The organism is uncultured Desulfovibrio sp., from assembly GCF_944327235.1.
Lineage (GTDB): Bacteria > Desulfobacterota > Desulfovibrionia > Desulfovibrionales > Desulfovibrionaceae > Desulfovibrio.
In genome coordinates this window covers 1-20,283 of record NZ_CALVHE010000046.1, presented here as the reverse complement: position 1 = coordinate 20,283, position 20,283 = coordinate 1, and the positions used below count along the sequence as shown (strand labels likewise).

The 20,283-nt window shown below is 66.5% G+C and carries 16 protein-coding genes and 1 pseudogene; 10 read left to right on the top strand and 7 right to left on the bottom strand.

The genetic code is table 11. The features are described 5' to 3' along the window. The 3 genes and pseudogenes from Q0K00_RS07660 to Q0K00_RS07650 all read left to right on the top strand — a co-directional run. Positions 1-1,121: pseudogene (locus Q0K00_RS07660) on the top strand (hypothetical protein); the annotation flags it as partial. A 318-nt stretch (positions 1,122-1,439) separates the two neighbouring features. Next, the gene (locus Q0K00_RS07655) at positions 1,440-1,610 is read left to right on the top strand and encodes a hypothetical protein (protein WP_297228376.1); all 171 of its coding nucleotides are present in this window, start codon (positions 1,440-1,442) and stop codon (positions 1,608-1,610) included. Continuing rightward, entirely contained in the window at positions 1,607-2,317 is a 711-nt protein-coding gene (locus Q0K00_RS07650; protein WP_297228375.1) for a ubiquinone/menaquinone biosynthesis methyltransferase, read from the top strand. Before Q0K00_RS07655 ends, Q0K00_RS07650 begins: the two co-directional genes overlap by 4 nt. A gap of 494 nt (positions 2,318-2,811) precedes the next feature. Here Q0K00_RS07650 and Q0K00_RS07645 read toward each other — a convergent pair whose 3' ends face one another. Next, positions 2,812-3,006, bottom strand: coding sequence for a DUF2065 domain-containing protein (locus Q0K00_RS07645; protein ID WP_297228374.1), 195 nt, complete (start codon positions 3,004-3,006; stop codon positions 2,812-2,814). A gap of 145 nt (positions 3,007-3,151) precedes the next feature. On the opposite strand from Q0K00_RS07645, the gene mqnB reads away from it, so the two are divergent. Genes mqnB through Q0K00_RS07630 form a run of 3 tightly spaced genes read left to right on the top strand, consistent with a single transcriptional unit; the run spans position 3,152 to position 7,890 of the window. After that, positions 3,152-3,880, top strand: a complete 729-nt coding sequence (mqnB, locus tag Q0K00_RS07640) for a futalosine hydrolase (RefSeq protein ID WP_297228373.1) — start codon at positions 3,152-3,154, stop codon at positions 3,878-3,880. A 4-nt stretch (positions 3,881-3,884) separates the two neighbouring features. Next, positions 3,885-4,850 (top strand): polyprenyl synthetase family protein, encoded by a 966-nt coding sequence (locus tag Q0K00_RS07635; protein ID WP_297228372.1) that lies wholly within the window; start codon positions 3,885-3,887, stop codon positions 4,848-4,850. A 40-nt stretch (positions 4,851-4,890) separates the two neighbouring features. Then, positions 4,891-7,890, top strand: a complete 3,000-nt coding sequence (locus Q0K00_RS07630) for an AIR synthase-related protein (RefSeq protein ID WP_297228371.1) — start codon at positions 4,891-4,893, stop codon at positions 7,888-7,890. A 388-nt stretch (positions 7,891-8,278) separates the two neighbouring features. Here the strand turns inward: Q0K00_RS07630 and Q0K00_RS07625 are convergent, their stop codons facing one another. The 6 genes from Q0K00_RS07625 to Q0K00_RS07600 form a co-directional block, all read right to left on the bottom strand. Then, positions 8,279-8,695, bottom strand: coding sequence for a (deoxy)nucleoside triphosphate pyrophosphohydrolase (locus Q0K00_RS07625; RefSeq protein WP_297228370.1), 417 nt, complete (start codon positions 8,693-8,695; stop codon positions 8,279-8,281). After that, positions 8,692-10,698, bottom strand: coding sequence for an ABC-F family ATP-binding cassette domain-containing protein (locus Q0K00_RS07620; RefSeq protein WP_297228369.1), 2,007 nt, complete (start codon positions 10,696-10,698; stop codon positions 8,692-8,694). Before Q0K00_RS07620 ends, Q0K00_RS07625 begins: the two co-directional genes overlap by 4 nt. Continuing rightward, positions 10,695-11,750 carry an NAD(P)-dependent oxidoreductase gene (locus Q0K00_RS07615; RefSeq protein ID WP_297228368.1) on the bottom strand — a complete coding sequence of 352 codons (1,056 nt, stop codon included), beginning with the start codon at positions 11,748-11,750 and terminating at the stop codon, positions 10,695-10,697. The genes Q0K00_RS07620 and Q0K00_RS07615 overlap by 4 nt, the downstream gene beginning before the upstream one ends. Continuing rightward, on the bottom strand, positions 11,747-12,880 hold the full coding sequence (locus tag Q0K00_RS07610) for a hypothetical protein (RefSeq protein ID WP_297228367.1): 1,134 nt from the start codon (positions 12,878-12,880) through the stop codon (positions 11,747-11,749). The genes Q0K00_RS07615 and Q0K00_RS07610 overlap by 4 nt, the downstream gene beginning before the upstream one ends. Positions 12,881-13,150: 270 nt before the next feature. Beyond that, the gene (locus Q0K00_RS07605) at positions 13,151-14,077 is read right to left on the bottom strand and encodes a dihydroorotate dehydrogenase (protein WP_297228366.1); all 927 of its coding nucleotides are present in this window, start codon (positions 14,075-14,077) and stop codon (positions 13,151-13,153) included. 40 nt (positions 14,078-14,117) lie between these two features. Further along, on the bottom strand, positions 14,118-14,927 hold the full coding sequence (locus tag Q0K00_RS07600; RefSeq protein WP_297228365.1) for a dihydroorotate dehydrogenase electron transfer subunit: 810 nt from the start codon (positions 14,925-14,927) through the stop codon (positions 14,118-14,120). Between the two features lie 204 nt (positions 14,928-15,131). Between Q0K00_RS07600 and Q0K00_RS07595 the strand changes: the two genes are divergently transcribed. The 4 genes from Q0K00_RS07595 to Q0K00_RS07580 all read left to right on the top strand — a co-directional run bounded on the left by Q0K00_RS07595 (position 15,132) and on the right by Q0K00_RS07580 (position 19,709). Next, a complete protein-coding gene (locus Q0K00_RS07595) occupies positions 15,132-16,178 on the top strand; it encodes an aspartate-semialdehyde dehydrogenase (protein WP_297228364.1) in 1,047 nt (348 codons plus the stop codon). A gap of 227 nt (positions 16,179-16,405) precedes the next feature. Beyond that, a complete protein-coding gene (locus Q0K00_RS07590; protein WP_297228363.1) occupies positions 16,406-17,356 on the top strand; it encodes an aminotransferase class IV in 951 nt (316 codons plus the stop codon). After that, on the top strand, positions 17,356-18,801 hold the full coding sequence (locus Q0K00_RS07585) for a glycosyltransferase (protein ID WP_297228362.1): 1,446 nt from the start codon (positions 17,356-17,358) through the stop codon (positions 18,799-18,801). Before Q0K00_RS07590 ends, Q0K00_RS07585 begins: the two co-directional genes overlap by 1 nt. Continuing rightward, a complete protein-coding gene (locus Q0K00_RS07580; protein ID WP_297228361.1) occupies positions 18,798-19,709 on the top strand; it encodes an ATP-binding protein in 912 nt (303 codons plus the stop codon). The genes Q0K00_RS07585 and Q0K00_RS07580 overlap by 4 nt, the downstream gene beginning before the upstream one ends. Positions 19,710-20,283 lie beyond the last annotated feature (574 nt).

Below are 20,283 nucleotides of genomic sequence, written 5' to 3'. Positions count from 1 at the left end.
ATCTGGACGCCGCGCTGGGCGAAACGCCCGCCGCGCCCGCCGAGGAAGCCGCGCCTGCGGCTGCCGAAGCTCCCGCGCCCTCCGCGTCGTCTGCGGATGACATGCTGGCTGATCTGGACGCCGCGCTGGGCGAAACGCCCGCCGCGCCCGCCGAGGAAGCCGCGCCTGCGGCTGCCGAAGCTCCCGCGTCCCCCGCGTCGTCTGCGGATGATATGCTGGCCGATCTGGATGACAAGGCAGAAGAGGCTCCGGCTGCGGAAAACGCGCTTGTTGATGCTGCGGTGCCGGTGGAGGATGCCGAAGTTATCGAACCTGAGGGAATGGCGGAAACCATTTTTGTCACCGATATGCCGGAATCCGGCGATGCGGAAGCTGCGCAAGATGATGCCTCTGTGCCGCCTGTCGCTGCGGCGCAGCTGGTGGATCGTCTGGAAGTGCTTGAAGCCTTTGTCAATGAAACGCGGGAACGGCTCGGCAGTCTGGAAGACGGTCTGTCGGCGGGCAGTCAGGAGCTGGTCGATCGCATAGAAGCCGCGGAAGCGGCGGCGACGGCCGCACAGGAAGCCGGAGCCGGGACGGAACGTCTGGAGCAGGTGGAAGCCGCGCAGAGCGCGGTGCAGAGCCGTCTGGACGAGCTTGCCGGTCGCGTGGACGCCGCGGAAGCGGCGGCGACGGCCGCGCAGGAGGCCGGAGCCGGGACGGAACGTCTGGAGCAGGTGGAAGCCGCGCAGAGCGCGGTGCAGAGCCGTCTGGACGAGCTTGCCGGTCGCGTGGACGCCGCGGAAGCGGCGGCGACGGCCGCGCAGGAGGCCGGAGCCGGGACGGAACGTCTGGAGCAGGTGGAAGCCGCGCAGAGCGCGGTGCAGAGCCGTCTGGACGAGCTTGCCGGTCGCGTGGACGCCGCGGAAGCGGCGGCGACGGCCGCGCAAAACGCCGGGGAACTTGTGGAGCGTCTGGAAAAGCTGGAAACGCAGGCACGCAGCGTTTCCGTCCGTCTGGACGCGCTGGAAAACCGTCTGGACGAACTGACGCCGGCATTCAACGAACGCATTGAAAAGGCTGCCGCATCGGCGGCGGCCCGTATCCTGCGCGAGGAGATCGCCCGGCTGCTGCAGGGGTAGCGGCGGATCATGCCGCCGGCCGCCACGCAGTGCAAACAGCGGCAGAACGATCCTTATTCTCTGTCGATACGGGGGCGCCTTCGGGCGCTCCCTTTTTTGGGATCAGCGAAATGCGCGGGCGCATTGTTCCTTGCCAATCGCGAGCGGAGCGCATAACATATTTACGCGCGGCTGACGCGGGACGGACCGCCTGTCCCGCAAGGGGATCTTTCAAAAAGGGGCGGGGGCTGGCCGTTTCCGTTCCTTTCCCGTCCGGTACGAACCTGCTGTGGGTCTCGGCCATTCCCCAGGGACGGGTTTTGCTTTTTTGAGGGAGCTATGGACAAGGACAGCAAGGAAGCCCTGCAGGTTGCCAAGGAGCTGACGGCAAAATTCATCGAGACGCGCACGGTGTCGCCCGGGAACTTCGCGGAGATCTTCCCGGCTGTTTTTCGCGTGGTGCATGAGACTATCCGCCATTGTCCCTCCCGCGAGGAGGAACGCGCGTGAGCGTGTCCGCCCATGACGCCGCTGTGGCCGGGATGTTCGGCCGTATCGCGGGCATGTACGACGCCGGCAACCGCATCTTGAGCTGCGGCATCGACATCTACTGGCGGCGGGTGCTCGCGGATACGGTACGCCTCGGGCCGACCCGGCGGGTGCTCGATCTGGCTGCGGGCACGCTGGATGTGGCGCTGGCGGTGCGTCGTCGCTGGCCGGAAGCCACGGTCCCGGCGCTGGACTTCTGTCCGCCCATGCTGCGCCGGGGGCTGCCCAAGCTGGCACGGCGCGCGGAGCGGCTCATCTTCCCCGTGGCGGCGGACGCCAAGCGTCTGCCCCTGCCGGATGCGTCCGTGGACTGCGTGACCATGGCTTTCGGTATCCGCAACATCACGCCGAGGAGCGAAGCCTTCAGCGAGATGCTGCGGGTGCTCGTGCCCGGAGGCCGGGCCTGCATTCTGGAGTTCGGCTCCGGCCGCGAGCGTATCTGGGGAGGGCTTTACAACTGGTATCTGCGCTGCCTGCTGCCGCTCATGGGGCGTTTGTGCTCGGGCGATGCCGCTGCCTACAAGTACCTCTCCCAGACCATACATGACTTTCCCGGCGCTCAGGAGCTGGAGGAAGAGATGCGTCAGGCGGGGTTCGCGCAGGCCTGGCACAGACGTCTGACTTCCGGCATCGTCTGCCTGCATGTGGGGGAAAAGGCCGCGTCCTAGGGTTTTTGCTGTAGATTTGAAAATGATTTCAAATCGACGGGATACATACGCTGCGCATGTGGCCATGCCTTCCGGTGAACGCCGACCGCATGGCGCAAGGCCGCCCCTGACAAAAGCGCGCTAGAGCATTTTGCCTTTGAAAAAGGCAAAATACGAGCGGCCAGCGCCGCCCGGCCCAAGCCAAGCGGAAAAATCGCGTTTTTCCGCGAAACGACAGGCCGCATGGTTTGGAACGCGAAGCGTTTCAAACGGAAAATGCTCCAGAGTGGGGGGCTTGGCGGAGAGGGGGCTCTTTCCCGCCAAAGTGGACCTTGGCAGGCTTTGGGGACGTTCACGGACATCGAATGGGCATATTTTCGGCGCCATGCGGCGACGGCCGCCGCATCGGCAAGGCGGCGGCAGCCGGGCGATGCCTGGGGGTCGGTCCGGGACGTTGCGACACCGGCGGCAGGGCGAGGAGCTCTCCCCCTCCGGCAGATACGTTCCGCTACGCCTCAGCGGAACAGCGCGACCAGCAGCAGGCCAAGGACAAGCCCCAGCAGGCCGTAATGGCGCAGGGTCTCCGGCGTTTTTCTGGCGAACTCCCGCATGACGCGGCGCATCATGTCGGGAAAGAGCGCCCAGAGGGCTCCTTCAAGTGCCAGGCAGAGACCAAGGGCGCAAAAGATGAGTTGCGGGGCGGTTCTCATGCTGGAATGATGACCGGCGCGGGGCGTTTTGTAAAGGATGAAAAGCGGCTGCGGCGTCCCATTCCAGATTTTCCGGCGTAACGCTCTGGAGGCGGCCGGCGGACATGCCGCGACGTTCCTGACGATCACAAGAGAGGAGATTCCCGTGATACTGCTCTGTGCCGCGACGGCGGCGGAAATGCTGGCTGCGGTGCCTGCCGGTGGGCTGTCCTATACCGAGGCGGATTTCCCCCTGCTCAAGCCGGTGCCCCTCCGGCTGGGCAAGGAGGGCGGCGTGGCCTGCGTGACCGGGGTCGGCCCCATCAATGCCGCGCTCGGCATGGGTATCGCTCTGGCCCAGTGCGCGGCTGCCGGTCAGCAGCTGCGGGCCGTCATCAACGTGGGGCTTGCCGGTTCCTTCGATCTGGGGCGCTGGCCGCTCGGCAGCCTGCATGTGGTACGTGAGGAGATCTGGCCGGAATACGGTCTGCATGACGGCAGACAGGTTGTGGCGCAGGCCTTCGGCTATCCGCAATGGAGCGACGGCAAGCAGGAGGTGCGCGACAGACTCACGCTGGCAGGACCTGCCGAACTGGGATTGACGCTCAGGGGAGCCGGGGCTGCCGCCATCGGAGAGGCGGGCGTGCGCTCGCTCACCGTGGCGGGCGTGAGCGCCAGCGTGCTGCGCGTCCAGCACCTGCGGCAACAGTACGGCGCGGCGCTGGAGAACATGGAAGGCTTTGCCGTGGCCTACGCCGCCGCGCGGGCCGGACTGCCCTGTCTGGAGATCCGCAGCGTTTCCAACAAGGTCGGGCCGCGCACCGCCGAAGAAAAGGATTTCCCCGGTGCGCTGCGGCAGCTTGGCCGCATCCTTCCCGCTCTCAATCTGGTGTAACGACATGCTATTGCTGAAAGCTCGACTGGGCAGGGAACTGCCCGCCATCAACAAGGCCCTGCAGGAAGCCGTGGACGCGCTGCATCCCTCGGTGCAGCCCGTTGCCCAGCATATCCTTGATGCGGGCGGCAAACGTCTGCGTCCGCTGCTGGTCATCCTGCTGGCCCGCCTGCTGGGGCATGACGCCCCGGACATCTACCCGCTGGCCGCCAGCATGGAGATGCTGCACGCCGCGACGCTCCTGCATGACGACGTGCTGGACAATGCCGACAGCCGACGCGGCCGGGAGGCCGCCCATGTCCGCTTCGGCGTGCCCGTCACCATCCTTGCCGGGGATGCGCTGCTGGCCTCGGCCAACGCCTGCGTGGCCCGCTATGACGATCCGGCCCTGTGCCGCTGTTTTTCTCAGGCCACCAGCCGCACGGCGGCGGGGGAGATCCTGGAGATCGCCTCGCAGCGGCATGTGGATGTCAGCGCCGAGACATATGCCGACATCATCCGCGGCAAGACGGCCTGGCTTATCCGCGCTTCCTGCGAGATGGGGGCGCTGCGCGCGGGCGGCAACGTCATGCAGGTGGCGGCTGCGGCCGAATACGGGGAAAACCTCGGCATGGCCTTCCAGCTCGTGGACGACGCGCTGGACTTCGCTGACAGCGGCGAGACGGGCAAACCCACGGCCGGGGACGTACGCGAGGGCAAGCTGACCCCGCCCCTGCGGCTCTACCGGCAATGGCTCAACGAAGAGGAACGCGCCACCTTCGATACGGCCTTCGTCTGCGGCCTGCTGACCGAGGACGACGCCCGGCGCATCGCCGCCGAGGTGCGCGCGCAGGGCTTCGATCGCGCGGCCCGCGAGGAGGCCGTCGCCTATCTGGACAAGGCCCTCATGGCGCTGGACCGTCTGCCCGAAGGCAAGGAGCTGGACGTGCTGCGCCAGATGGCGGAATATGTGCGCGACCGGAAAAAATAGCCATCCTGCCGGGGATCCCGGCGGCATAAACGAGGATTCTATGCTCTATCGTGTGGAAACTGGCCTGCATCCCAACCTTACCGATACGCAGGGGCGCAAGACCGCCCTGCACATCCTGAAGGCGCTGCATGTGGAACTGGCGGGTATCCGGCAGGTGAAGGTCTATACCGTTGACGGGCTCGATGACGCGCAGGTGCGGCGTCTGGTGGCCGAAGGCATCTGGCACGATCCCATCCTGCAGGAGGCTTCTCTTGATCCGCTGCCGACGGCGGAACCGCTGCCGCACTGGTTCGTGGAAGTGGGCTTCCGGCCGGGCGTGACGGACAACGAGGCCCGTACCGCCCGTGATACGGCCGCCATGGTGCTGGGCGTGGATCGCGAGAGCCTGCGCGTCTACACGGCGGTACAGTACCGGATCGCCTGCCTGCCGGACAAGCCGCTCGACCGCGACGCGGTGGAACAGCTCACGCGTTCGCTGCTCTGCAACGATCTCATCCAGCGTTTCCGCGTGAAAAGCCGCGAGGAATGGCAGGCGGAGCCGGGCTTCGCCCCCCAGGCCGCGCAGGTGACGGGCCGGTCCAACGACACGGTGGAGACCATCCCCCTGTCCGGCATGGATGACGCCGCCCTGCAGCAGGCCAGCCGGGAAAACACCTGGGCGCTCACCCTCACGGAGATGCATTGTATCCGGGATCAGTTCGCCCAGCCGGAGGAGAGGGCGCGCCGCAAGGGCCTCGATCTGCCCGCCGATCCCACGGACGTGGAGATGGAAGTGCTGGCGCAGACCTGGTCCGAGCACTGCAAGCACAAGATATTTGCCTCCCGCATCCGCTATACCGATGCGGAAAGCGGACGCAGCGAAGTGGTGGACAACCTCTACAAGACCTGCATCCGGGACGCCACGGCACTTTTGCGCCAGCGCATGGGCGAAAAAGACTACTGCAAGTCCGTGTTCAAGGATAATGCGGGGGTCATCGCCTTCATCAACGGATACGACGCCTGCATCAAGGTGGAGACGCACAACAGCCCCTCCGCTCTCGACCCCTACGGCGGCGCGCTCACCGGCATCGTGGGCGTGAACCGTGACCCCATGGGCACGGGCATGGGCGCGGAACTCGTCTGCAATACGGACGTGTTCTGCTTCGCCTCGCCCTTCCACGACAAGCCTCTGCCGCCGCGCCTGCTCCATCCGCGTCGCGTGCTGGAAGGCGTGCGCGAGGGTGTGGAACACGGCGGCAACAAGTCCGGCATCCCCACGGTCAACGGTTCTCTCGTCTTTGACGAGCGCTACCTCGGCAAGCCGCTGGTCTACTGCGGCACCGTGGGCATCATCCCCACGGACATCAACGGCCGCCCCGGCTGGGAAAAGCAGGCGCAGGTGGGCGACATCATCGTCATGACCGGCGGCCGCATCGGCAAGGACGGCATCCACGGGGCCACCTTCTCGTCCGAGGAGCTGCATGAAGGCTCTCCGGCCACGGCCGTGCAGATCGGTGACCCCATCACGCAGCGCAAGATGTACGATTTCATCATGCGGGCGCGGGACCTCGGCCTGTACAACGCCATCACCGACAACGGCGCGGGCGGCCTTTCCTCCTCCGTGGGCGAGATGGCCGGGGATACGGGCGGCTGCCGTCTGGATGTCTCCCGCGCGCCGCTCAAGTACGACGGCCTGCGCCCGTGGGAGATCCTCCTCTCCGAAGCGCAGGAGCGCATGACCCTGGCCGTACCCCCGGCAAAGCTGGAGGAATTCCTTGCCCTTGCCCGCCGCATGGACGTGGAAGCCACGGCGCTGGGCGAATTCACGGATTCCGGCTTCTTTGAAGTACGTTTCGGGGAGCGCATCGTGGCCTCGTTGCCCATGCACTTCATGCACGACGGCGTGCCGCAGCTCCAGCTCGAAGCCGAATGGAAAGCGCCGGAACACAAGGATATCCGCGTGGAAGTGGCCGACGCCGACGAGGGGGCTTTCCTCAAGCGTATGCTCTCCCGGCTCAATATCTGCTCCAAGGAATACATCATCCGCCAGTATGACCATGAAGTGCGGGGCGGCAGCGTCATCAAGCCTCTTGTGGGCGTGAAGCGCGACGCTCCGGCCGACGCGGGCGTGCTGCGGCCCATCCTGGAGTCGGACGCGGGCCTCGTCGTTTCCCACGGCATCTGCCCCAAGTTCAGCGATTATGACACCTACTGGATGATGGCCAACGCCATGGACGAGGCCATCCGCAACGCCGTGGCCGTGGGCGCCGATCCCGACGCGCTGGCCGGGGTGGACAATTTCTGCTGGTGCGACCCCGTGCAGAGCGAAAAGACCCCGGACGGCCGCTACAAGCTGGCCCAGCTCGTGCGGGCCTGCAAGGCCCTGCGGCAGTTCTCGCTGGCCTACGGCGTGCCCTGCATCTCCGGCAAGGACTCCATGAAGAACGACTACACCGGCGGCGGCGAGAAGATCTCCATCCCGCCCACGGTGCTCTTTTCCGTGCTGGGCGTCATCGACAATGTGACGCTGACCCAGACGTCGGACTTCAAGAAGCCCGGCCACATCATCTACGTGCTGGGCGGCACCTGGCGGGAAATGGCGGGCAGCGAGGCTGCCGCCGAGCTGGGCCTTGTGGGCGGCCGCGTGCCGCAGGTGGACGTGGCCACGGCCTTGCCGCGTTACCGCGCCGTGCACAGCCTCATGCGTCGCAAGGCCATCAGGGCCTGCCATGACTGCTCCGACGGCGGTCTGGCCGTGGCGCTGGCCGAGATGTGCATCGGCGGCCGTCTCGGCGCGCGTATCGATCTCGACGCCGTGCCCGCGCTGGAAGCCATGAGCCGCGGCGAACTGCTCTACAGCGAGTCCGCCAGCCGTCTGCTGGTCAGCGTGGCCCCGCAGCACGCTGCGCTCATGGACGCCCTCGGAGAGTGGCAGATCTGCCGCCGTATCGGTGAGGTGACCGACGGCCCGGCGCTCGAACTGCGCAGCGGCTCCTCCACCCTGGCCGCCGTGCCCGTGGAAGAACTGGCCACGGCCTTCAAGGTGACGCTGGACTGGTAAACGCCGCCCCCTGCAGCATAACGGACAACGGGATGCCCTTCGACTGACGAAGCGGCATCCCGTTTTTTTAGGGCCTGTCAACACAAATTTTGCAAACAATTTCAATGGATAGGCCAAGCAGACTGTATGCACACCGCTTGCTTTTGGGACGAGGGTGCCTCGTGTCTTTGACTCTTCCCCGGTAAAAGCGAGCTGGGGAAGGGATGGGGGGCTTGGGGGGAAGGATGACGAGAACGCCTTTTCTCGCTTCGCTGCGAAAAGGCTGGGCCCTCCCGCGCAGGCAGCGACCCGACGGGCGGCCCGCAGGGCCGTGCCCGCTAGGCGACGTAGGAGCCTTACGGGCATCGACAGCAGAGCGAGGGGTTCCCCTTCCCCCAAAAAAGATGGGTCAGCTTCGCCCATGGGCTTCGTTCTTCAGCGCGGCGACGATGGCCGCATCGGCGGGCAGGAAGGGCAGGGAAGACGCCTCTTCCGGGAGGATCCAGCGCAGGGTCTGTCCTTCACGGCTGGAAGGCCGCCCGTCAAAGGCGGTCACATGGAAGAAGTGCAGGCGCACATGGAGGCCGCGCTCGGGATAGTCGTGCTCGGCGCAGCGCCAGAAGGCGGCCGTGCGCACGCGGATGTCCAGCTCTTCGGCCAGCTCGCGGGCCAGGGCCTGCGCGGCGTCCTCGCCGGGTTCCAGCTTGCCGCCGGGGAATTCCCAGAAACCGGCATGGGGCTTGTCCGGCGGGCGCAGGGCGGCAAGAAAGCGTCCGCCCTGCCAGATGACGCCCGCCGCCACGTCGATGTCACGCAGGGCGCTCATGCGTCGTCGCCTCTGTGGGCGGCTTCGATCTCCGCTATCTGCTCTTCCACGGCGGACATATCGTCCATGAGGCGGTCCACCGTGTCCTTGAGGTCGTTGAAGCGTTTGAGCAGCTCCGTGGACCGGGCGGCATCGGCGTAGACCTCGGGATCGGCAAGGAGCTGCTCCACCTCGACCTGCTCATCCATGCGGGCGGCAAGCTCCGTCTCCAGCGTGGCGTAACGCTGTTGCAGGGGCTTGAGCTTCTTGTGCAGGGCGTTGCGGCGTTCGGCCTCCTCGCGCTTGAGCTTCTTCAACTCGTCGCGGGAAAGGCCGGCGCGGGAGGCATCGGCCGCCGGGGCGGATGCTGCGCCGGGAGCGGCGGCAGCGGGCGCGGCCTTGCCTGCGGGCCTGGCCTCTTCGAGGGCGGCGCGGCGGGCCGCATCATAGGCGGCGAAGTCGGGGTAAACGGTGATGCCCTTGTCGTCCAGCGCCCAGGCCTCGGCCCCCACTTCCGAGAGCAGCCAGCGGTCATGGGCCACCATGAGCAGGGTGCCGTCAAAGCGTTGGAGGGCATCGGCCAGCGCTTCGCGGCTCTCCAGATCAAGATGGTTGGTGGGTTCGTCCAGCAGCAGGAAGTTGCAGCGCTTGAGGAAGAGGCTCGCCAGCACGAGACGGCTTTTCTCGCCGCCGGACAGGGCGCTGACCTGCCGGTCGAAATATTCCTGCCCCAGCAGGAAGAGCCCCAGCACGCTCATGAGCTCCTCTTCCGTGGTGCGCGGGTCGGAAAGGCGGCGTATCTCGCCCAGTACGGTGGTGTCCGGGCGCAGGGTATCCATCTGGTGCTGGGTGTAATAGCCCAGGCGCACCTGCGTGCCGGTGACGATATTGCCGCCGCAGCGCTCCAGCGTCCCGGCCAGCAGCTTGAGCAGGGTGGACTTGCCGCAGCCGTTGTGCCCCACCAGCGCCACGCGCTGTCCCCGGTAGAGGGTGAAGGTCAGGGGCGGCCACATCTGCTTGCCGTCGCTGAAATGGAAAGCCAGATCGGCGGTGGCGAGGACGACCTTCTCCGAATGCGGGGCTTCGGGCCAGGTGAAATGCAGCTCCTTGCGCTTGGGCTCCGGCCGGTAGTCCTCCAGTTCCTTTTCCAGCTTCTTGGCCATCTTCTGACGGGAACCGGCCTGACGGGCCTTGGTGGCCTTGGCCCGGAAGCGCTCCACGAAGGCCATCTTGCGGTTGAGTTCGTCCTGCAGGGCCTTGGCCTCGCGCTCGCGCTGGGCGTTGTATTCCTCCTGCAGGGAAAGGAACTGCGTATAGGTGGCCTTGCGGAATACCGGGCGGGACAGGCCCAGATAGAGCACATGGGTGCCCACCTTGTCCATGAACACGCGGTCGTGCGCCACGAAGACCAGCGCTCCCTGGAAGGAGAGCAGGAAGTCCTCCAGCCATTCCACGGCTTCCACGTCGAGGTGGTTGGTAGGTTCGTCCAGCAGGAGCACGTCGGCCCCGGCGGTGAGCACGCGGGCCAGCTTGGCGCGTTCGCGCCAGCCGCCGGAAAGCTCGCGCAGGGTGCGATGCCACTTGCGTTCGGCAAAGCCCAGACCGGAGAGCACGGTCTTGGCGCGCTGTTCGGGATTGTAGCCGTGGATGGCCTCCAGCTCGGCCTGCCGGTGCATGAGCTCATTGAGGCGGGCCTCGTCGCCCGCGGCGGCGGCATCTTCCCACTGGCCCCAGAAGTCGCTCCAGTCGTGCAGCACGTCCAGCACATAGGTCAGCAGGGGGGTGTCCAGCGCCTGTTCGGAAAGTTCCTGCTCCACATAGCCCAGACGGCAGCCCCGTGGCAGGATGACGCGCCCGCCGTCGGCAGGTTCCACTCCGGCCAGCAGCTTGAGCAGGGTGGACTTGCCGGTGCCGTTGGGCCCGCAGACGCACAGCCGCACGCCGGAATCCACTTCCAGCGAGAAATTGGTGAAGATGTCCCGTCCGCCAAAAGACTTGGACAGGTCCTGGATGGTGATTTTCACAGAAGTCCTTCGGCCTGATACCCGGCCACGGCCTCGGCCAGTCCTTCCGTCAGGGTGACGGCGGGGACGTAGCCCAGTTCCTGTTGTATGCGAGTGCCATCGCAAAGCCAGCCCTCATGGCGGGCTTCGCGGAATTTGTCCAGATTCCAGTTGGGGGCCCGTCCGCCGGGGCGCACGAGGCGGCAGGCCATGCCCCAGAGACCGGCCGCGCAGGCGGTCAGACCGAGCACGGGCACGGGCACGGGGATGAGGTGCGCCGGGCGGCCCAGCGCGCGGGCCATGCCCTCGTAAAAAGAGCGCATGGTGTGGACGCCGCCGTCGCTGACATGGTAGACGCCGCGGGCGTCCTCCCGGCAGAGCAGGAGCAGGGCCTGCGCGGCGTCACGCGCATGGACGACGGAGACGGGGAATTCCCGCTTCCAGCCGGGCAGGGCGGCCAGGCCGCGCTTGAGTCCCTGAAAGACCGGCAAAAGGCCGCGGTCCCCAGAGCCGTAGATGATGGGCGGGCGCAGGATGACGAGCCTGTCGCCCACGGCCCGGCCGAGGATCTGCTCCACCAGCAATTTTGACCAGCCGTAGGCGGAGACGGGCGCGCCGGGGCTGTCGTCGCCGCGTCCCGGGGCCACGGCGCAGGGGCCGCTGGCCGCCAGACTGGACACCAGCACCACACGCGGCAGGGGCTGTCCTTCCGCCCGCAGGCGCGTGAGCGCGTCGGCAAGCTGTTGGGCGGCGGTACTGTTGGCGCGCAGGTAGTCCTGCCAGCCCAGCCCGAAGAGCAGAGCCGCCATGTGGATGAGGATGTCCTGCCCGCGCAGGGCCTCCACAAGGCCGTCCCCGCGCGAAAGGTCTACCTGTGCCATCCGTATGCCGCTCGGCAGACCGTCCCGGCGGGAGGTGGTCCGCACGAGGCAGGTGATGTCCGCCCCGGCCGCCACGAGCAGCGGCAGCAGATGGCGGCCCAGAAAGCCCGTGCCGCCGGTGACGGCGACCTTTTTGCCGCGCAGATGCCCCAGGGCCTGCACGTCAGGCAGGGGCGACGTTCCAGCTGTCATGCCTCGATCTCCCGTCGGTAGAGTCGGTAACGTTTGGTGATGCGCCCGGAAAAATCCTCGATAAGGTCGTTGATGGCCGTATTGTCCTCCAGCACCCATGAGCCCTCAAGTCGGCGGAACTCAGGATGGCGGCGGGCCTTTTCCAGCAGGCAGTCCAGCAGGAGCAGGGGCAGGCCCAGCAGACGGTAGGCCGGGCGGATGCCGAAGAGCATGAGCCGGTAGCTGCCGCGTATCTCGGCCCGGCTCTTCCACCAGTGCCAGAGGGTGGAAAGTCCCAGCCTGCCGCGCAGGCGTCGCAGCAGCGGGGCCAGGTCAGGCATGGCCACCATGCCCGCCACCGGCTGCTCGTCATGGAAGAAGAGGACGAAATACTCCGGATCGAGGATGAGCTTCAATTCCTTGACCAGCACGTCGGACTCGGCTGGGGAAAGGGGGGTGAAGGCGAAGTTCTCGGCCCAGGACTCACGGTAGATGTCCAGCATGGCCCGGATGTCCGACGCAAGGGTGGCGCGGCGCGCCGTGCGCCAGGTAAAGCGTTTCTCCGCCTTGAGCCGCTCAAGCTCCGTCGTGAGCCAGTCCGGCAGGCGCAGCGTCTCGCGCTCGATGAGGTAGGCAAAGAGATCCTGCTCCTTGCGCAGGTGCCAGCTCTCCAGCAACTCGGCGTAATAGGGCGGGTTCCAGGGCATCATGAGCGCGGGCGGCTGGTCGAAGCCGTCCACCAGCAAGCCGCAGGTATAGTTGGTGGAGGGATTGAGCGGGCCGCGCATATGGCTCATGCCCTGTTCGGCCAGCCAGTCGTATGCGGCGGCCAGCAGGGCGTGGGCGGCCTTGCGGTCGTCGCGGCACTCAAAAAAGCCGAAGGCCCCGCAACGCGTCCCCGCGTAGGCATTGTATTTCTCGTCCACGATGGCCGCGATGCGCCCCACATCTTCCCCGTCCCGCCGGACAAGGAAGAGCTCGCGCCGGGCGTCGTCCCAGAAGGGATGCGCGCCGGGGGTGAGCAGCTTCATGTCGTCACGGAAAAGTCCCGGCGACCAGAGCGAACCCTCCGGATACAGGCTTGCCGGAAGCTCGACGAAACGCCGCAAAGCGGCTTCATCGGTCACACGTTCAATGACGGGAACGGCCATGCCGGATTCCTCCTGGAACTGGTTGCCTGTTTTGGGGGGAAGGGAAACCCCTCGCTCTGCTGTCGATGCCCGTAGGGCTCCTGCGTCGCCTAACGGGCACGGCCCTGCGGGCCGCCTTTCGGTCGCTCCCTTCCCCCCACGCCCCCCATCCCTTCCCCAGCGCGCTTTTACCGGGGAAGGGCGGGGATTTGTGACAAACATCCAGCAAAAGCAGACAAGTCAAAACTGATAGATGGGGTATCTTTGGGGGAGCTGCTTGCAGATATGGGCTTACCCCGTGACCAGCGCGCCGCGCAGGTCGTCCAGACTGTCGACATCCAGGCGGCGGCAGGCTTCCGGCAGGTCCTCAACCAGCGCAAAGGCCGCATCGGGCCGCATGAAGCTGGCCGTGCCGATCTGCACGGCGGAGGCTCCCACGAGGATGAACTCCAAAATATTCTCGGCCGTGGTGATGCCGCCGATGCCGATGACCGGGATGTCCACGGCCCGCGCCACCTGCCAGACGCAGCGCAGGGCCACGGGTTTGATGGCCGGGCCGGAGAGGCCGCCGATGACGTTGGCCAGACGCGGCGCGCGGCGGGCCACATCCACGGCCATGCCGGCAAGGGTGTTGATGCAGGAGAGCATGTCCGCCCCGGCGTCGGCCACGGCGCGGGCCATGCCCGCGATGTCGGTCACGTTGGGCGAGAGCTTGACGATGACCGGCTTGTGCGGCGCGGCGTCCACCACGGCGCGGGTGACGGCCGCGGCCTGGGCCGGGTCCTGTCCGAAGAGGATGCCGCCCTGTTTCACGTTGGGGCAGGAGATGTTGACCTCCAGCGCGGCCACGCCTTCGGCCTCGTCCAGCCGGGCGGCCAGCTCCGCGAATTCGGGGGCGGAGGTGGCATAGAGATTGGCCACCACGGGGGTCTGCTCCCAGGGCAGACGCGGCAGTTTGTCCCGCAGGAAGCTGTCCACGCCGTCATTTTGCAGGCCCACGGCATTGAGCATACCGGCCGTGGTCTCCACGATGCGCGGGCAGGGGTTGCCGTCGCGCGGCTGCAGGGAAAGCCCCTTGACCACCATGCCGCCCAGCCGGGACAGGTCGCCGTAGGGCGCGAATTCCGTCCCGTAGCCGAAGGTGCCGGAGGCGGTCATGACGGGATTTTTCAGGCGCAGCTCATGCCTGCGCCCACGAAGCGTAACGGAAAGATCCATGCTGCCCCCCCAGAAGAAGATGGGCGACGTCGGGCGACGTCTAAAGTTCGATCTGATCGGCCCAGAAGATGGGACCGTGATTGCAGGTCTGCACAAGGCCGCCGCGCTTGGCGGGCACGGGCCATGTCTCCGTGGTGCGGGTCACGCAGCCGAGGCAGGCCCCCACGCCGCAGGCCATGCGGTTTTCCAGCGAGAGCTGGCAGCGCGCGCCGTATTCCAGCGCGAAGCGCCGCACGGTCTTCAGGAAGGGCAGCGGCCCGCAGGCCAGCACCAGCCCCTTCTGCTCGGCATTGTCCCGGATGCGCTCCTGGAGGGTGAAGATGAGGTTGTCCAGGTCGCCGGGCTCGGTCTCGCGCAGGCTGTCCAGCGGCACATGTTCGTTGATGCTGTCCACGGGGTAGCAGCTCAACGGTTCGCGGTGCCCGAAGAGCATGGCCACGTTCCAGGGTTTGGGATGCTGGTTGACGTAGCCCACGAAGGGGGCGATGCCCATGCCGCCGGCCAGCAGCAGGGTGGGCGTCTCGGGCTCCACGGCAAAGCCGTTGCCCAGCGGCCCCCAGACGCGCACCTTGTCCCCCTCGCGCAGAGCGGCCATGCGCTGCGTCCCCTTGCCCTGCACCTGAAAGAAGCAGATGAGATGACGCGCGGTCATGTGACAGATGCCGAAGGGACGCGCCCACGGGATCTCCAGACCGAAGGATACCGGGCGCACCATGACGAACTGCCCCGGACGCCAGCCGTCCCAGTCCGGGCGGGTGAGGCGCAGGGCAAAGAAACGGCTGTCCTGACCGGTCTGCCCGAAGGGCACAAGGTCAAGCACCGTCAAGAGGCAGGAACTTTGCTGTGACATGGGGGCACTATAAAAAAGATGCCCGCTCCCGGTCAACTGCCCGAAAGGCGGATGTCGCCGCGTCAGCGGGGAGGCGTGTCGTGCGGCGGCGGGCGGGAGGGCCGCCGGAGCCTCTTCCCTTTTGCGGCGTTGCCGGATATGATAGTCCGTTCCGGTAGGCGCGCTGTGCGCCGCCCCTATATCCGCTCGGTGAGGAGAGACATCATGAGCAGAAAGTTGACCGTGGCTGTTGTGGGCGCTACCGGCGCCGTGGGTCGTGAAATGTTGAAGACCCTGCATGACCGTCAGTTCCCGGCCACGGAAGTGCGCGCGTTCGCGTCGGCGCGTTCGGCGGGCAGCAAGGTCCCCTTCGGTGACACGGAACTGACCGTGCAGGAGCTGAAGGAGGACGTGTTCGAGGGTATCGACATCGCCATCTTTTCCGCCGGCGGCGGCACGTCCGAGACCTTTGCGCCCCATGCGGCCCATGCGGGCTGCGTGGTGGTGGACAATTCCTCGCAGTGGCGCATGGACGACCGCTGTCCGCTGGTGGTGCCCGAAGTGAATCCCGACGCTCTGGCCGGACACAACGGCATCATCGCCAATCCCAACTGCTCCACCATCCAGATGCTCGTGGCCCTCAAGCCCATCTATGACGCCGTGGGCATCCGGCGCGTGGTGGTGTCCACCTATCAGGCCGTGTCCGGCACCGGGCAGAAGGGCCTCGAAGAGCTGGAACGCCAGACCCGCGATCTCTTCAACCTGCGCGATCCCGAGTGCAAGGTCTATCCTTACCGCATCGCCTTCAACGTGCTGCCGCACATCGACGTCTTCCTTGACAACGACTACACCAAGGAAGAAATGAAGATGACCAACGAGACCGTGAAGATCTTCAACGATCCCTCGGTCAAGGTGACAGCCACCTGCGTGCGCGTGCCGGTGTTCTTCGGTCATGCGGAATCCGTCAACGTGGAGACCGTGAAAAAGATGACCGCCAAGGAGTGCCGCATCCTGCTTTCCCAGGCGCCGGGGGTCAAGGTGTTCGACAATCCGCGCGAAAAGCTCTACCCCATGCCCGCCTACATCGCCGGAGATGACGAGACCTATGTGGGCCGCATCCGCGAGGATGAGAGCATCGAGAACGGCCTCAACATGTGGATCGTGGCCGATAACGTGCGCAAGGGCGCGGCGCTCAATGCCGTGCAGATCGCGGAAGAGCTGCTGCGGCGCGATCTCGTGCATGTGAAGGACCGCAACGTCTTCATGTCCTAGAGCGTTTTCCGTTTGGGACGCGAAGTGTTCCAAACCATGCGGCCTGTCGTTTCGCGGGAAAACGTGGTTTTTCCGCTCACGTTGGGCCGGGCGGCGCTGTGCTGCCGCCCCGCGTTCTGCCTTTTTCCATGGCAAAACGTTCCGGGCGGGTCGCCGGGACTGCCAACGAACAGCAACGGGCCGCCGGGTTCCGCGAGGGAGCGGCGGCCCTTTCCAAGGGGGCAATCATGGAAGCTGTAGGTTACGACGTTTATTTGCGCGCCCTGCTGGACGCGCCCCATCCCGGCGTGGACAAGGTGCTGGCCTTCTATGATCACCGCGTAGGCCATATCTGCAGGGATGCCCGGCTCATGCTGCTGCCGCTGGATGACCACCTCTGCCACCGGGGCGACGGCCTCTTTGAGAGCATCAACTTCCGCGACGGCAGGATATTTGCCCTCGACGAGCATCTGGCCCGTCTGCGCAACGGGACGGAAGCCATCCGCCTCGCGCCTCCCTGCCCGTGGGAAAAACTGCGTCAGCGCATCCTGGATGTGGCGCGCGCCTCCGGCGAGTCGCACGGCGACATCCGCCTCCTGCTGGGACGCGGGCCGGGCGGTTTCGGCATCTCCCCGGAAGAATGCCCGCAGTCCACGCTCTACATCGTGGCCATCCGTTCCCGTCTGCCCGAGGCGAGCGTCTACGAAAAGGGCCTGACGGCTTTCACCAGCGGCGTGCCCCCCAAGCAGCAGTATCTGGCCAAGATCAAGAGCACCAATTATCTGCCCAATGTCTTCATGGCCCGCGAAGCCCGCGAGAAGGGCATGGATGTGGCCGTCACCTTTGACGAACACGGCTGCATGTGCGAGGCGGCCATCGCCAATATCGGCATCGTGGACAAGGACGGCGTGCTCGTCGCGCCGGACATGCGGCACATCCTGGCCGGGACCTCCATGCAGGCAGCCTTCCGTGTGGCGCCGCAGCGTCTGCCCGTGGCGCAGCGCGATATCCGGCATGAGGATATCGTCGAGGCCCGCGAGATGCTGCTTTTCACCAGCGCCACGCTCTGCGTGGCCGTGACGCATTTCGACGGCAAGCCCATCGGGCAGGGCGAGCAGGCGGGCAGGCCCGGCCCCGTGGCCCTCTGGCTCAAGGATGCCCTGCTCGAACACATGCTTGCCACAGGTACGCCGTTCTGATGCGCATCCTCATCGTGGCCCTGCAGTCCCCGGAGGCCAGCCGCGCCGGAGACGGCGTTCCGGAGCCTGTCCCCTCTTCCCCGACCGCGTCGCAGGGATCGCTGCCCGGCGAGGCACGGGCCGAGCAGGAACAGGCGCTCGCGCTGGCGCGCGGTATGCGCGATGCCGGGCGTTGGGCGCCGCTCATCGTCTGCCGTCGGGAAAGCTGGCTGGCTGAGCGCGCGGGGGAACTGGGCCTGCCCTGCGTCACGCTGGGGCAGGGCGGCGCGGCGGGGACATTCGCCCGTCTGCGTCTCTGGTGGCGCTATCGGCGGCAGAAGCATCTGCTCATCCAGACGGTGGGCGTGGACGCCGTGGGCTGGGGCGCGCGCCTCGCCGCCTGGCGGCGTCCTTTCGGGGAACGGGCCACGCTGCTGGCACATGCCTTCCCCGTGCGGCCACCGTCGGCCGAATTCCTCCGTTCCCGACGCAGTCGCGACCTGCTGGCCGCGCGAAAGATATTCTGCGGCAGCGAGCACGTTCGCGAACGTCTGCACGACGCCGGGTGCAACGAAGATTCCTCCCGCATCGGCCTGCCCGGCGAACGGCTGGAACGCTTCCTCCCCTGCGTGGATGCCGACCGCCTGCGGACGGAGCCGACGCCCCGGCGTGAGGGGGCGAACTTCATTTTTGCCATGACCGAGAGCTTCCTGCCCCAGTCCGGCGCGCTCCCCGTGCTGCAGGCCATGCTCCTGCTCAAACAGCAGACCGATCTGCCGCCGTGGGAAGTGCGCCTCTTCGGCAACGGCGCTCGCTGCGGCGAGATCTGGGAGGAAGCGCGGGCCCTCGGCGTGGAGTCCCGCCTGTGCCTGCTGGGGCCGCAGCCCCTTGCCGAGGCCCTGCGGCGTTGCGACGTGTGGCTGGCTCCGGGACAGGCCGATGCGGAAGCTCCTTCCACCTTCTGGGCGGGGTTCGTGGCCGGACTGCCCGTCATCTACAGCCTGAGCCATCTGCATCGTGAATTCCTGGGGCATGACCGCCCCTGTCTGCCCCTGTCCTCCATGTCGCCGGAAAAACTGGCGGAAGCCATGCGCCTCCCTCTGCGTGACGCGGAGGCCCGCGCCCGGCTTGCGGCGCAGGCCAGGCAGGCCGCCGCCGCTGTCGATGGCGCGGCGCTGGCCGAACATCTCCGCGAGACCTATACCCAATGGGCCAATGCCTGGGGCTGGCTTGACGCCGCCGATCACGAAGCCCTTGCCGCCTCGCAGGGAGATGCGGCTGCCGTGCCGCCGGAAAACGCCGTCGCGTCGCAAAAAGGTACCGCTCCCGCGTCCACATCCTCGAACGAGCGCCCGCCCGCAAGCGGAGACGCCTCCGAAACGGCATCCCCGGCATCTTCTCCGGCTCCCGATCGGCCCCGCACCTCCAAACCACGGACGAAAAAGCGTCCGCGCGAGAACGCATGAAATGTAAGATCTGCAAGGCGCAGGCCGTGGTGGCCCTGCGCAGCCACAATGCCGCCTTCTGTCCTGATTGCTACCTCGACTTCTTTTCCCGGCAGGTCGCCAGAGGGATCGAAGGCCAAAAGCTCTTCACCCGGGATGAGCGCATCCTCGTGGCCCTTTCCGGCGGCAAGGATTCGCTGGCCCTCATGCTGGAACTTTCCCGGCAGGGTTACGACGTGACCGGCCTGCACATCGACCTCGGCATCCCCGGTTCCTCACAGGCCGCCCGCGCCGTGGTGGAACGCTTCTGCGAGCGGCACGGCCTGCGGCTCATGGTCAAGGACATGACCGCCGAGGGGCTGCCCATCCCACTGGTCAAGGAACGCCTCAACCGCCCTGTCTGCTCGGCCTGCGGCAAGATAAAGCGCCACTTCTTCAACAAGGCCGCGCTGGATGGCGGCTTTGACGCCCTCGCCACCGGCCACAACCTTGATGACGAGGTGGCGCGCCTGTTCAGCAATACCCTGCGCTGGGATACGGCCTACCTCTCGGATCAGGGCCCGCGCCTCGACGGCGAGGACGGCTTTGCCCGCAAGGTCAAACCCCTCTGGCGGCTCACCGAGTTCGAGACCGCCAATTACGCCTTCCTCATGGGCATCGAACACCACGTCGCCGCCTGCCCCTACAGCCCCGGCGCCAGCTTCTCCGTGCTCAAGGGCATCATGCAGCGCCTCGAAGCCGCCATGCCCGGCCGCAAGCTGGACTTCTATCAGGGCTTCCTCCAGCGCGGACGTCCCGTATTCGCTCACCGCGAAGCCGAACACGGCGACCCCCTCGCCCCCTGCACCCGCTGCGGTTACCCCACCTCCTCCGGCGATACCTGCGGCGTCTGCCGCATCCGCGCCGCCCTGGCTGGAGAGCAGGCGTAGAGCCTTTTTATTAGAGATGTAGATGAATTGGGGGGAAGGGGAACCCCTCGCGTTGCTGTCGATGTCCGTAAGGCTCCTGCGTCGCCTAACGGACACGGCCTGCGGCCGCCTTTCGGTCGCCGCCGGCGCGGGAGGGGTTCCCCTTCCCCCCAAGCCCCCCATCCCTTCCCCAGCGCGCTTTTGCCAGGGAGAACCTGTGTCAAATATTTCCCCCAATTTTTTGCGGGAATGTCGCGGAGGACAGGCGTTCGTCTCGTTACGGCATATCCCTCTGACATGTCACCGGGGGACGGGGGAGACGGCGGGAGGCTGTCGTGCCGCGTCATCCCGTCTGTGACCCTGACAAAAGTTTTCGGAAGGGAGAGGGGGAGAGGGAGACCCTTTTCCAAAAGGGGCTCCTTCTCCCCCTCGTAAAAAAACGCTCCGGCGCAACCGGAGGGCGGGGATTTTTTTGCTGTCGTGCTGCGTATCCTTCTGATATGCTGCCGGGGGACGGAGGAGACGGCGGGAGGCTGTCGTGCCGCGTCATCCCGTCTGTGACCCTGACAAAAGTTTTCGGAAGGGAGAGGGGGAG